The sequence below is a fragment of the Nostoc flagelliforme FACHB-838 genome (assembly GCF_014698065.1).
Classification (GTDB): domain Bacteria; phylum Cyanobacteriota; class Cyanobacteriia; order Cyanobacteriales; family Nostocaceae; genus Nostoc; species Nostoc flagelliforme_B.
Genome location: NZ_JACJSI010000001.1, coordinates 131,783 through 146,357, shown reverse-complemented (window position 1 = coordinate 146,357; position 14,575 = coordinate 131,783). Strand labels below are relative to the sequence as shown.

The window sequence follows — 14,575 nt, the reverse complement described above, 5'->3', positions numbered from 1 at the left end:
ACTGCGAAGAAGACTATTTGGGATTTTGCAAAAAATTGAGCCGTTGCTTGCAAAGAAAAGTTGAAATACCGGATTCTCCACCTAGAACTTTGTCAGGTTGCTTCCGTTATGCAAACTGGTGTGCAAGGAAGCAGTGCTGATAGTGCATCGCTCAAGAGCTAACGACCATCAAAAGGGAATCCTTATCTAGCAAACTTTCATGAGCAAATTTTGGCTGAGAAATTTCAAATCTAAAATTTAAAATTTTGTCGAACGGTCTATAAGTGCTAGCCAGAGACGGCGATGCCCACCAGGAGCGCTGTAAAAAAGTAAATCTACAAGCAGTTTTAGGGCCAGGCTGGTTAGTAAATCTGTTGAGATTTTTTCGTCCTCTTCCATCCGCTCTTGGTAAGTGTTGCAAAAAGCATCAATATAATCTCCAAGTAAAGCAGCCTGGTGAGGTTCCCGGTTATTTTCTGCCATTTGTTCCAACAGACCGACAGCGCGGCGAATCAATTCCTGGTGCTGTTTGGCTAGGTAGCAGATGATCAAAACAAGCGATCGCGCTTCTTCGACATCTAGCTTTTTTCGCCCTCCTTGACCTTTGCGTAGGGGATTTGATTGGCGCAGTCGCCATAAAGCTACGCGATCTGGCACTCTTGACTCTAAATTCAGATCAGTTGCCGCCGAAAGCATAGCCTCTGAACCAATCCCAGTTAAGGTTTCTAACGCCAACAGCACCAAATCTAATTGGGTTTTGATATTGTCCCATTGAACTGTGTTTGGGGCTGGAAGCTTGATTAAATCCTCCCACTGGGAATTCGGAGTGGCTGAGTTGGCGGCCGAGTGCATAACTTTTAGCATAGGTGATCAAGCTGATAGGGGATGTTGCTGTTACCCATTTTGAAACCAGACTCTTAATAATCAAGCTTGGTTTCCCATAGCTATGAGCCAGAGGCTTCAGATAGCTTTTTTCTATGAGGTAAACAGTAGGTATCTTTGTCCTACTCTAGATGAAAATTTAATTTGGACAAAGTAGAAAATTATCAATTTTAGTTAATGTTTACGCGACATTTGCTGCTAGCTCCGTACAAGAGTATAAATAAAAAATGTTAAGAATGCTAATCGCTAATTATCACCAAGTAGTTATTTAGAATACCTCCTAATTTATTTACGACTTTAAATTTTGAAATTTCTTGATATTCATTACTTAATTTATCTGTATATATAATTACTATACATTTTTTTGCCTGTTTGTTAAAGACGCTTCTTGATACTAATGGGTACTTAATAAATAAATAGTGATGTTAAATTATGAGAAATACAAATTATTTGTAGGAGCGCACAGTTAACTGTGCGCCCCTACTGTGTATTGCATACGAGAGGCTATAGCTGAATACGCTTGGGTTAAGGACAATCGTCAGTTGGATTGTAGACTGATATTAATTCAGTGGACGCAGAAGTGTAATTTTGCCCATGCCAGTCTCTTGACTAAGTTGCGCCACGTAGATATATCCATTTGTAGGATTCTCAACCAAATCTAATGGACTTGTATCAAAACCGGTGAAGCCAGTAATACCTGTTTGGAAATTTACAATATCCAATTTTGCACCACCTGGTGTTAGCACAATAATGTCTTTACCAGCACTGTAGCGTGTTACCAGCAGTTTGCCTTGCAGTTGACCACCTAAAACATTACTACGGTACTCAATGATCCCATTTGGTGAAAAATGCTCTCCAAAATCGAAGGCAATACCCTTCCAATTCCGGTCAGGTAGAGTACCAATAGGATATTCATTGACCTGATCTGGGTCTGTACCAGCTGTAGGATTCCCTCCATTCAACACCCACTCACAACGCTTAGGATTGGGATGACCATAATAACCATTTTTAACAACGCGAAACAGAAAGTCTCGCTGTACGCCTATACTGCTAAGGAAAGGTACAGATGGACTAGTATAAACCCCATTAGTAGCTTTATCGATACGGTTTTGGCAAGCATGAGGTAGTGGAATAGGTGTATTTGGCGTATTGCCACCAGCTGCTGAACCATTCGTTGGTACATACAATTGACCATTGGTGTGCCAAAGCAGATCATAGGCATTGCGTACACCACTGGCAAAGATAGTTACAGGTGCGCCTTGGTTGAAGGGGTTATAAGTACCTCCATCTTCCGTCTTAACGCTTAAAGGAAGTGAGGTGATCTTGGATAGATCAACTCGTAATACAGCAGCAGTTAACAACTTCTCAGAACGATTATTCCAAGCGCTGTTTGGCGCGCCAGTACTACTATTACTACCCTGCAACACATACAGCACATTTGGCTCATTAGGCTTAAACTCAATGCTGTTGGTTAGATGATCCCGACTTGATCGTGGTAAACCAACTACATAGTCTTGTACTTTCTCTAGGTTGGAACCGCTTAATCGGGTAATCTTACCGCTCCACTCTGGCGCATTACCAGTTCCATTCCAGTAGTGGTTGTTTGTTACCCATAGAATTAAGTTACTAGCATTTGTTGATGAGGGATCAAAGTGCATACCAATGATAGTTCGGTTGCCACCATTTGCAGTCTGCAATGAGGAAATCGTTTGTGGCGTACCCAAGGTGCCATTAGCATTGATTGGGAAGCGCAAAATCTCACCTAGTAAGGTAGCAGCATAGAGTTTATTGTCAGGCCCAATCAATACTGTGGTGTAGGGTTTGGTAGGTACATTCGGTAGTGAGATTCGCTCAAAACTAATATTGTTTAGAGGAGGGGGTTTAGTACCTGTTGTGAAACTGATGTTATAGGGTAAGAATGCAACACCATTGCTATCTTTAACCCCGTCGGTTATTTGTAACAGATACTTGGTATTACTTTTGAGATGATTTATTGAAGCCACTACAATCACATCTCCGCCTCCCGAAGTGTTGTAATTGGCATTGACTTGGGTGTTAGTGCTGCTATCGATCAGCTTGATGGTTGAGGCTGAAAGAGTATTAACCGCAATCCCACTGTTGGGGAGATTTACATCTACTGTAATCGACATATCTGGCGGCACATTTGTTTGACCATCAGTAGGATTGCTCGTTCTGACAGAGGGAAGGTTGCCTGGTGCGATCGCAATATAGTTGAGCTTGGTATTAGTACCGCCTTTAGCATCAATTGTGAGCTTGCCGTCGGTAACATTAACAATTCGAGTAACTGCGGTAAACTTTTTAGTTGCCGTTGGTACAAAGCCGGAAATAGCAGCCCTACCTTCTATATTGATCTGGTGCTTACTATTTAGAGTATTAATAGGATCACCGACGCTAACATTCACATTGTATGAACCATTAGACAACTTATATTCCCAAGCGGCAGGTATCTTCACTGCTGTTCCCGAATTATTAGCAGGGTATTGCAGATGAATCAACCTATTTAGTCGTTGTTCAATGCCACTTTGGTTGCGATCGCGGGTATTAAGTTGGATATCAAGGGGAGTGGGTATAGTATTACCTAAGCTATCTTCACGCACCCAACCAAAGCCCCGAGTATCATTGTAGGCTTGACCAATGTCTTTAATATATCCAGATGGTACAGGAACGTTATTTGGTTGAAAAGTAATTGCTTGAACGATTGCTAGTACTAGTATTTTGGGTTTAATGTTGTCGTAAGTCATATATACCTTTCTGTTGTAATCGTAGTTGATACGTGAGTAGTCGATTGAGGTTGACTAAATATCTACAATGATTTTTCCTAGTGATACTTCACTAGTTAGAAACGAACACAATATTTGGCTTGAGGCGCTTTTTAACTAATTGATTAACAGCTTTGCAGCAGTTATATGAATGTCTTTTAAAGCTCGAGGTTTTGTGTTGTTTGCGCTTTCAAGATTTCTCTGTCTTCCACAAAAGTCTAAAATTACCAATTGTATTTACTTCACAATTGGTATAAGAAAACTCTCAATCAGCATTAATGCCGATCTGATTATCATTGTGTTGATATTCTTGCTTGTGTTCAATATCAATGCAAAATTTACAATAGTATATATCTGCGTTTTTAAAAACTCTCACACGCTTGACTTGTTTAATAGGATAAAAGCTGAGGTTACAAGTACCTACAAACTTAAATCTTGCAGATTTGAAACTATCAGTAAATTTTATGTATTTCTTGTTGTCAGAAAGCTTATATCCAGAAACCTTGTAGTCAACAGAATGTCGACGTTTCTTAAAGCGTGAATAGCAGACCCAGTGAGTTGGCGGGGTTTTTCCCCTTGTAGCACCGGGCGCTTTTTGGCTTTGTAATTATTATATAAACGTTTAATTGCAAACCAGGCTATATCGGCTGATACCTCAATTGCTATACACTTTAGCTTGCCTGCAAACTAAAGATATTTTGCTAAAACTGTACAAAGTTTCTGTATATGGTTCTTACCAACATCTTTATTATCCATCAATTATCTTCAAGATTTCTTGCGGATCAATAAAGCTGTTAGAATAACTTAAGCTAATACGTTATGCTTATTGACTCTACCTTTCAACTGGGCTTATAAAACTAACATTGTTTGAACCTGTTGGGTGACAAATATAATATAGTAGAACCTAGTTTGTATATACAAGCTTTGGATCAATAATTTACAAAATCTTTAAAAAATCTAGATAAATACAGACAAAAAACACATTTATAACACTCATTAATTATGATTTTATATCGATCCCTACAAGAAGAAAAAAGGTATTAATTGACAATGTTGGGATACGGTTAGAAGCGTTGCTTTATGAAAAAGCTAAAGAGCTAGAATGCAAACTACTAGCTCGTGAAGTCATTGAAGACTATGCAATACGGTTCGTTTAACGTTTTAGTATTTTTAAAATACCTCCAAACCCTCTTTTTTAAGAGGAGGTTACTAACCCTCTTTTACGTCTGTTTGCGTAGAGTCTTCCCTTGGGATAAGGCGGTATGTGGGTTCAAACTGAAGAGGAACGCAAGCGATCGCTACTAGCGCAATTAATGGTCATACCATCTCAATACTTTTTGGGTTTTGGGGAAAGGGAAAGGGTTTGAATTTACCTTTCCCCCTTTCCCCTTTAACCTTTTCTCAGACCAAAAGAGAGGTTATTGGGTTTATCCGAAAAGTATTGCATACCATCTCACAAAATGCATGATACAGATATATAGTTAAGGGCGTACATCTGTACGCCCCTATAGCCGATTTATTGATTACAAAGATTTTTGGAAATGGTATCAGTGATTGAATCTACAGTTAATAACTTGATTTTTACTGTCAGGATGAGAAGCGATCAATTGATATAAGCAATGGTGACACCGGTACCGCCGTCTGCTTGTTCTGCTGGTTCGTAGTGCTTAACTCTGGGATGGTGTTGCAAAAAGGCGTGAACTCCTTGTCGCAGCTTACCAGTGCCGTACCCGTGAATAATCCAGACTGGGCCTGTAGCTTCCGAGATGGCTTTATCTAAAATGTATTCAGCATCTGCCACCCGTTTACCGCGCAAATCGATGGTGTTTTGGGAAGTCCGAATTTCTGGGACATTTTGCGGTGGTGGCGTTACTGCTGCTGGGGCTGGCTTGGGTTTGACGACTGGTTCGGCTTTTTGACCATCTAGAGATTCTACATCTTGCAACTTCACGTTCATCTTCATTAGCCCAAACCGAACGCTTAACTCGCCATCTTCATCGGGGGCGGTGATTACATCTGCGATCTGTCCTAATTTTGGAATGCGGACGCGATCGCCTACTTTGGGCATGAACCCAGGTTTTGGTTTTGCTGGCGTTGCTGGCTGATATTGCTGGCCGATTTGATTTAAAGCATTGGTTGCTTGCTGGGCCTCTTGGGCTGTGGGCGTACCTTTTTGTAAGCGGCGAATCACTTGAGCAATTTCGCCTTTTGCTTGAGCGATCGCTTCTTTGACTGCTATCTCCTGTGAAGCCCGCAAACTGCTTTCCCTCTCCTCCAAACTTGCAGCTTTTGCGGATACTTGTTTGTATAAACGTTCCGCTTGCTGCAACAAACTTTGGGCTTCGGCAGCTTTGGTTTCTTGACGACGGCGTTGGGCTTCTAAGCCAGCAATTACTTGGTTAACTTCATCTGTGGCTTCTCCCACCTGGGTTTTTGCCTGTTGTACCACTTCTGGGTTCAATCCTAAGCGGAGGGCAATAGTTAAGGCGTTAGAACGTCCGGGGATGCCCCACAACAAACGGTAAGTAGGCGAGAGAGTACTTTCGTCAAATTCAACAGAGGCATTTTCAAAGCGCTCATCTTCGTATTTCAGGGCTTTTAGTTCCCCGAAGTGAGTGGTGGCGATCGTTAGCTGGGAATGGTTGGCTAGATATTGCAACAAGGCGATCGCTAAGGCGCTACCTTCAACTGGATCGGTTCCTGCGCCGACTTCATCGAGTAAAACAAGTGATTTGGGAGTAGGGAGAGTGGAGATTTCTAGATTCTCTTCTTCCCGATTTCCGGTTCCCGATTCCCGATTCCCTAATGCTTCTAAAATCCGACTAATTCGGCGGATGTGCCCAGAGAATGTAGATAAACTTTGCTGTAAAGATTGTTCATCGCCAATATCTGCCAACACCTGATCAAACCAAGGTATTTCTACTGGTTCACGGGCGGGGACAAATAAACCCACTTTGGCCATCAATGCTGCTAACCCCAAGGTTTTTAGGGTTACAGTTTTACCGCCAGTGTTTGGCCCGGTAATTGTCACTATCCGGATTAACGGGTTGATCAGCAGATCTACAGGAACTACTGGTTGCCCTTGTTCGTGCTGTTGCTGCCACACTAACAGTGGATGTCGCAAATTCCGCAAGGTAATGATTTCATTATCTTCACGCTGAATAAATCGCGGAGGATTCGCTCCTAGCCAGTAGCTATATCGCGATCTAGCGGTTGCCAGATCCAAAGTGGTGGCGATCGCTAATAATCTCTCTAAATCTGGTTTGACTGCGGCTACAAGTTCAGTCAAAGCACGGCGAACCGCTTCTTCTTCCGCTTGCTCTCTTCTAATTATCTGCCGCAGTTGGTTGCCCAAGGGTACTACTGAATTCGGTTCCACGTAAAGGGTGGCACCGCTAGTAGAGGTATCGTGAACAATACCAGGGATGGCATCTTTTTGGGGTGCTTTTACGGGGATGACAAAGCGATCGCCCCGTTGTGTAATTAGCTGTTCTTGAACTGCGCCAGATTTTGCCTGTAAGATATTTTGCAGCTTTTGAGTAATTTGGCTGCGTACTCGCCGCAAATCTGTGCGAATTTCTCCCAGTTTTTGACTCGCGCGGTCAGTTACCTGGGCCCGTTCATCAATACAGCGGTGAATTTCTTGCTCTAGTTCTGGATAAGTCCGCAAATCGGCAACCAAATCAGTCAATATGGGCAAATCTTCCTGATTGTCAATTACACGGCGCAAATTTCTGGCACCAGCGAGGGTGGTAGCGATCGCTAACAGTTCATCCCCTGCCAAAACTCCACTACGTTCTGCCCGTTCTAAGGAATCGCCAATATCTTGAATTCCCTCAAATGAAAGTCCCGTGGTTAGGCGAGTTTCCAGCTGGTAGACTTCTTTGGTTTGCTCTAACAACTGTTCGCTTTGGATCTGAGAATCGGGTATTTTCAGATGACGCGCAGCTGTCGCCCCCAGCTTAGTTGCCGCAAAGGTGGCAAGGTGCTGGCAGAGGCGATGCCATTCTAATAATTCTAAGGTCTCAGATTGGATCAAGGTTTCAACATCTAATCTGAAATTATCGTAACAATTCTAGCTCCTAGATGGAGAAATCTTAAAGGAGAAAATTTTCCTTTAATCAATAGTCGAGAGGTATATTCCCCCTCTACCTTCTTATACATTGATATATTTTATACTACATAAATATTTTTGTTGTCACAAAAACTGATTAAGCAGCAACTATTTCTTGTGCCACAACGTAAGGCTGAACGATGAGAGTGTTAAATCGTTTAGTGCGATCGCCATTCCATTCTCCTACCTGTACTATTGTGGGTTTGGCAATCAATTGTTGATCAATCCATTGTTCTACTGATGGGATGTTATCACTGGCGATCGCTACTCCAACATCTACCAAATTTAGTTCAAGTGCCACCAAAATTACTGCATCTCGTTGTACATGAGGAATTAGCCACTCCCACTCTGCCTCATCCAAAATTTCCGTTAATTCCGCTCTTAAATCCGACATCATTCCCCAATGTTTATTTTATAGATGGCTATTTTCACATTATTAACTAAAAGGTACTTCCTGACAAATGACCAATTACTAAACTTCTGATTTCATTTCATCAATTTCAAATAAAGACACAATTACTCCCGCTATAGGAATAGATATAAAAATACCTAATAATCCTGATACTTTAGCGCCTACTAGCAAAGCAAAGAATACTACTACAGGGTTAAGATTTAGCGCATCTTGCATAATTCGTGGCGCAATCAAGTTGTCTTGTATCTGCTGGAGGACAATACAAGCTATTAAGACTTTCAATGATAACCAAACACCTTGAGACAAGACAACTAAACTAACTGTGCTTACTCCTAATGTTGCTCCTATGCCAGGAATGATATCAAGAATTCCGACTATCACTGACAATATCAAAGCAAAAGGTACTTTTAATATTAAAAAAACTAAAAAAGTCGTACTTGTAAGAAATGCACTTAATAACAACTGACCTCTAAAAAATCCGAGAAAGGATCGTCTGATTATCTTAGTAAATCTATCACGGCGATGTTTTGGTACTATTTTTATGGTAAAGTTCCACAGCTTGTCTCCATCCAGTAGCATAAAAAAAGCCACAACTGCAATTAATATAAATGTAAGAAAGTTCGTCATAAATCCTTGTAAAATAGCCAAGCTAGTAACAAGGCTAGATACGGCTTGGTTTCGTAATTGTTCTTGAAGGAAACTTAAATTTATCTGCAAATTACGACTTTGCAAAAGCCTTTCTAGTCGCTCCAATAAAGGTATTAAAGAATTTACAAAACCAGTTATACTGTCAATTAATTGTTGTCCTTGAGATAAAACCGTTAAGCCTACAGTAATTATCAGACTGCCAATAATCACAATGCTGAACAAGAAAACGACAACAACAGCTACACCGTGGGGCAAAAAACGCCGCAGCCATTGTACAGGATAACTGAGTAAAAAAGCCAAAATTGCCGCAAATGTGAAAATAACAATGACCGCTTCAAAGTAAGCTAAAAGCTGTACAATTGCCCAGCCGGAAGCAACCAAAAGCAAAAAGCGGACTAACGCCAGATTATTTAATCGATCCCAAAAATTCTTGGCTTCAAAGCCGCTCATATATATGTTGGTTAGAGAGAAACTTATGGTAAATTTGCCTAGCAGTTGCATTTAAGCACAAAGTTAGACTTTATTGCTAGAGCGCATTGACCTTAAGAATACAGAGGCTAAGGCGCGATCGCTACCTCCCTAAAGCATATATCTCTTGCTTGTATAGCTTATCGTCCTAAATCATGCATCTCGTTAATTACCGTGGCACACTTTTGTGTCAACGCCTCCAATTCTTCTTTATTACTGGAACTGGGAACATCGAGCAAGTTACCAATTCTCACAGTGATGGGAACTGCGCGAGGTAGGGACGAGCCTTTTTGTAAAATCTCCTCAGTACCCCAGACACTCACGGGTAATATTGGGGCTTTTGCTTTCGTCGCTAGCAGCAGTGCGCCTCTCTTGGGGTCTGTAATTCGACCATCTGGGGTGCGAGTACCTTGCAAGAAAACACCGACGGCCCAACCGTTATTGAGATATTCTAGGGCGGAACGGATGGCATTACGATCGGCATTTCCCCGGCTCACTGGGTAAGCGCCATACAGTTTAATCGCTTGCGCCAGAACTGGGATTTTAAATAACTCTTCCTTAGCCATGTACGCCACTGGACGACGTACACAGTTGGAGACAATTGGCGGGTCAAAGTAACTAGCGTGATTACTCACTACCAATAACGGCCCTGATTGGGGGACATTCTCCGTACCATAAATCTGGCCCCGAAAGTAAGTGTGAAGCATGGGGCTGACGACCGACCATTTAAAGGCGTGGTAAAGTGCCAGACTGATAAACGGTTCGCGGTTTTTGTCCACAAAAGATAATTCAAATCAGACTGAATTTAGCATACGCGATCGCAAGTCCCAGAGCAAACGCCAAAAAGCTGTGGAGATGAATTGCTTCACCCATCTGGGAATACTAAATCCATAAAATATTAGGATTTAGCAGTATGAATATCACTACAGTCAGTATTCCCGGATATCTAATCAGTGAAGAACTTTACAATGGTTCCAGAACGCTGGTTTCTCGAGGGTATCGAGAGAGTGATTCATTAAGAGTAGTGATTAAACTGCTTAAAAATCCTTATCCTAGTTTTAGCGAACTGGTGCAGTTTCGCAATCAATACACCATTGCCAAAAATCTTAACTCACCTCTAATCATCCAAACTTATAGCCTGGAACCTTATCAAAATGGCTATGCGTTGGTGATGGAAGACTTTGGGGGAATTTCTTTGAAAGAATGGGGAACAGGGGAAAACCGCCGAAATATTACGGAGTTTTTACAGATAGCGATCGCACTGTGCAACGCCTTAGATATACTATACCGCGATCGCATTATTCATAAAGATATTAAACCCGCCAATATTCTAATTAATCCCGAGACCAAACAAGTTAAATTAATTGACTTTAGTATTGCATCCTTACTACCACGGGAAACTCAAACACTAATGAATCCCAATGTGTTAGAAGGGACACTTAGTTATATTTCTCCTGAACAAACAGGAAGAATGAACCGAGGGATTGACTACCGGACTGACTTGTATTCATTAGGTGTAACTTTTTACGAGTTATTGACGGGAGAATTACCCTTTCAATCAAACGATCCGATGGAGTTGGTACATTGTCATTTAGCAAAACTTCCACCAAATATAAATAAAACTCACCCTAAGCCTCTGCTTACCAAGGAGAGGATGCCAAAGGCGGGTGAGGTTTCTTTTCCTATTCCTCAAGTTCTCTGCGACATCGTGATGAAATTGATGGCGAAAAACGCTGAAGACCGCTATCAAAGTGCATTGGGACTGAAATTTGATTTAGAAAATTGTTTATCTCAACTCCAAGAAACTGGTGAAATGAAGAGTTTCTCAATTGCACAACTAGATGTGTGCGATCGCTTCATTATTCCTGATAAACTCTATGGACGGGAAACAGAAGTAGAAACCCTACTCCAAGCATTTGAAAGAGTTAGCCTTGGTGCAACAGAAATGATGCTGGTAGCTGGTTTTTCCGGTATTGGTAAAACCGTTGTAATTAATGAAGTTCATAAACCAATTGTTAGACAACGCGGTTATTTTATCAAAGGTAAATTTGACCAATTTCAACGGAATATTCCCTTAAGTGCATTGGTACAAGCATTTCGGGATTTCATGGAGCAACTATTAACAGAAAGTGATAACCAAATCCAGCAATGGAAAAGCAAAATATTAGAAGCTGTAGGTGAAAATGGACAAGTAATTATTGAAGTCATCCCGGAATTAGAAAGAATTATTGGTCAACAACCATCGCCTCCAGAATTATCAGGAAATGTTTGTCTTGAACAGGGACATTCATCTTTGGCTGCTTTTGCCTATGGAAGTTATGGTGTATTTCTTTGTGCTGTAATTGGAGATGTCGATACCGCTTATTACTCAAGTCAAATAGCTTTAAAGCTACTAGAAGAATACCAAAGTAAAGAAATCAGTTCAAAAATTTATATGATTTTTGGTGTTTTTATCTGTGCTTACAAGGAGCATGGTCGAAATACACTCACAGCTTTACGAGAAAGTATCCAGTGTGGGCTAGAAGTTGGAGATATTGAACACGCTAGCTATTCAATGATGGCTGAATGTACGCATTTATTTTTAATGGGAGAAACTCTAGATGCTGTTGAAGAAAGGCAAACCAAATATATTAATCTACTTTTAAAACTCAAACAAAAACATTGTGTTGATTATGCCCAGGTTTGGAGACAAATCACCTTAAACTTACTCGGTCGCTCCTCTCACCAATATTACCTGACTGGGGTTGATTTTGATGAGACAGAAATGTTGCCGCATCTTCACAACACCCACAATCATCAGTCACTATTTGCCATCTATCTTGCCAAAACAGCTATCCTTTATACCTTTGACCAGTATGAACAGGCTGCAAGCAATGCAGAAAAAGCCACCGAGTATATGGATGGAGCCTTTGGTCTACTGTTAGTTGTGGCACATAACTTTTACTACTCTTTGTGCTTACTTGCAAAGTATTCTAGCTGCGATCGCCAACAAGATCAGCAAGAATCTTGGTTAAATCAGGTAGCTAGCAACCAAAAACTCATGCACTATTGGGCTAGCTATGCTCCTGTTAATTTTCAGCACAAGTATGACTTAGTTGAGGCAGAAACAGCGCGGGTAATGGGAGACAAGCTCAAAGCGATGGAACATTACGATCGCGCCATCTCTCTCGCCAAAGCTAACGGCTACATCCAAGAAGAAGCACTTAGCAACGAATTAGCAGCCAAATTTTACCTCGCCTGGGATAAAGAAAAAGTCGCCCAAGCATATATGCAAGAAGCATATTACTGCTACGCTCGTTGGGGCGCAAAAGCTAAAATAGAAGACCTAGAAAAACGCTATCCCCAACTACTCCAACCCATCCTGCAACAGCAACGAATCAACCTCAACCCTTCAGAAACTATTGCTTTTCATGGGACTTCCTCTTCCACTCGCACTTCTAGCGCTGGCAGCACCAGTATTTCTGATGCACTAGATTTTACCTCTGTCCTCAAAGCGGCTCAAACTATCTCCAGTTCCCTAGAATTAGATCAACTTGTTGCCAGCCTCACCCGCATTATCCAGGAAAACTCTGGCGCGAAAAAAGCTGCACTAATTCTTCCTCAAGAAGATACTTGGCAAGTTAGGGCAATTACCTCAAATTCCCAGATTGGTATTCAAACTATTCTTGAACCACAATCACTAGACAATTGTCAAGATATTCCCGTAAATATTATCAATTACGTCAAAAATACCAAGCAAACAGTTGTTATAGACAATTGCACAACAAATATTATTGGGTTAATTGGGGAATATATGCACCGAACACAACCCCAGAGTGTATTATGCACACCTATTATTAATCAAGGGCGTTTGGTGGGGATTCTTTATCTAGAAAATCGCCTGACGCAAGGGGTATTTACTAGCGATCGCCTTTCTATTATAAATTTCCTCTGCACTCAAGCTGCAATTTTTTTGGAAAATGCCCAATTATATAATCATCTTCAGGAGCGCGGAAAGTTCTTAAGTAGTATTTACGAAGGTGTTGGCTGTCTAATATTTGTAACTGATATCCGGGATAGTGGTAGGTTTGAGTATACAGGATGGAGTAAATCGTGCGAATTAGCGGTTGGTATACCTGCTTCCCAAATGCTAGGTAAAACTCCGCAAGAAGTCATCGGTTCTAATGAAGGTGCAGCAGTCGAGCAAAAATATCTGGATTGTTGTCAAAAGGGAATACCCGTCACCTATGAAGAATGTCTAACATTTAATCACCAGAAAATTTGGTGGTTAACGACACTCAGTCCATTAAAAGATGAGATGGGCAAAGTTTATCGCATAGTTGGGACAACTATTAATATTAGCGATCGCAAACAAGCTGAAGAAGGAGTAATAGAAAAATCTCAAGCGCTCGGAACAGCCTTAGCAGATTTACAACAAGCACAATTACAAATTGTTCAGAGTGAGAAAATGTCAGCACTGGGTAATTTAGTTGCTGGAGTAGCCCATGAAATGAATAACCCTTTGGGCTTTATTACTGCGAGTCTCCAACAAGCTAAACCCACCATTGCTGATATTATTGAACACTTAAAACTATATCAAGCAAGTTCTTTCAATGCCGATGATCAAATCAAAGAACATGCCGAAGAAATTGATTTAGATTATACCTTAGAAGACTTACCTAAAATTCTTGATTCAATGGTGATAGCTTGCGATCGCCTCAAAAATATCAGCACTAGTTTAAGAACTTTTTCCCGTGCTGATAAAGATTACAAAGTGCCGTTTAATATCCATGAAGGTATCGAAAGCACGATTTTAATTCTCAAACATCGCCTCAAAGAAAACGAACAACGTCCAGCAATTGAAGTGACCACTGATTATGCTAATCTGCCCAAAATTCAATGTCTTCCTGGACAATTAAACCAGGTATTTATGAATATTCTAGCTAATGCTATTGATGCTTTGGAAGAATCAAATACTGGGCGAACTTTTCAGGAAATTAAGAAAAATCGTAACCAAATTACAATTAAAACCTCCTGGGTAAATGGATGCGTAAAAATTGCTATTGCTGATAATGGCAATGGGATGAATGAAGAAGTGAAACAAAAGATTTTTGATCACTTATTTACTACAAAAGTTGTGGGAAAAGGGACGGGATTCGGGTTAGCGATCGCTCATCAAATTGTTACAGAAAAACATGGAGGAGCGATCGAGGTAGATTCTAGACCAGGCGAAGGTACTGAATTTGTGATTCACTTACCGATATAGGATATACATCCATCTGCATATTCACATGAGTTTTCTGGAAATCTTCA

Annotated in this window: 8 protein-coding genes; 2 read left to right on the top strand and 6 right to left on the bottom strand. The window is 40.9% G+C overall.

What is annotated here, in order from left to right; genetic code table 11:
- Positions 1–237 precede the first annotated feature (237 nt).
- Both H6G97_RS00620 and H6G97_RS00615 read right to left on the bottom strand, forming a co-directional pair.
- The gene (locus H6G97_RS00620; RefSeq protein ID WP_190938818.1) at positions 238–843 is read right to left on the bottom strand and encodes a DUF3038 domain-containing protein; all 606 of its coding nucleotides are present in this window, start codon (positions 841–843) and stop codon (positions 238–240) included.
- A 578-nt stretch (positions 844–1,421) separates the two neighbouring features.
- A complete protein-coding gene (locus tag H6G97_RS00615) occupies positions 1,422–3,623 on the bottom strand; it encodes a PQQ-dependent sugar dehydrogenase (protein WP_190938817.1) in 2,202 nt (733 codons plus the stop codon).
- A 983-nt stretch (positions 3,624–4,606) separates the two neighbouring features.
- Here H6G97_RS00615 and H6G97_RS55825 point away from each other — a divergent pair.
- The gene (locus H6G97_RS55825; RefSeq protein WP_190938907.1) at positions 4,607–4,798 is read left to right on the top strand and encodes a transposase; all 192 of its coding nucleotides are present in this window, start codon (positions 4,607–4,609) and stop codon (positions 4,796–4,798) included.
- Positions 4,799–5,244: 446 nt separating this feature from the next.
- Here the strand turns inward: H6G97_RS55825 and H6G97_RS00605 are convergent, their stop codons facing one another.
- The 4 genes from H6G97_RS00605 to H6G97_RS00590 form a co-directional block, all read right to left on the bottom strand.
- Positions 5,245–7,680 carry an endonuclease MutS2 gene (locus H6G97_RS00605; protein WP_190938816.1) on the bottom strand — a complete coding sequence of 812 codons (2,436 nt, stop codon included), beginning with the start codon at positions 7,678–7,680 and terminating at the stop codon, positions 5,245–5,247.
- Between the two features lie 172 nt (positions 7,681–7,852).
- Positions 7,853–8,149, bottom strand: a complete 297-nt coding sequence (locus H6G97_RS00600; protein ID WP_190938906.1) for a DUF2288 domain-containing protein — start codon at positions 8,147–8,149, stop codon at positions 7,853–7,855.
- Positions 8,150–8,227: 78 nt separating this feature from the next.
- Positions 8,228–9,265: an AI-2E family transporter gene (locus tag H6G97_RS00595; protein WP_190938815.1), complete on the bottom strand. Its 1,038-nt coding sequence runs from the start codon at positions 9,263–9,265 to the stop codon at positions 8,228–8,230.
- A 158-nt stretch (positions 9,266–9,423) separates the two neighbouring features.
- The gene (locus H6G97_RS00590; RefSeq protein WP_190938814.1) at positions 9,424–10,062 is read right to left on the bottom strand and encodes a 1-acylglycerol-3-phosphate O-acyltransferase; all 639 of its coding nucleotides are present in this window, start codon (positions 10,060–10,062) and stop codon (positions 9,424–9,426) included.
- 134 nt (positions 10,063–10,196) lie between these two features.
- Here H6G97_RS00590 and H6G97_RS00585 point away from each other — a divergent pair, with 134 nt between their 5' ends.
- Positions 10,197–14,528 carry a protein kinase domain-containing protein gene (locus H6G97_RS00585; protein ID WP_190938813.1) on the top strand — a complete coding sequence of 1,444 codons (4,332 nt, stop codon included), beginning with the start codon at positions 10,197–10,199 and terminating at the stop codon, positions 14,526–14,528.
- Positions 14,529–14,575 lie beyond the last annotated feature (47 nt).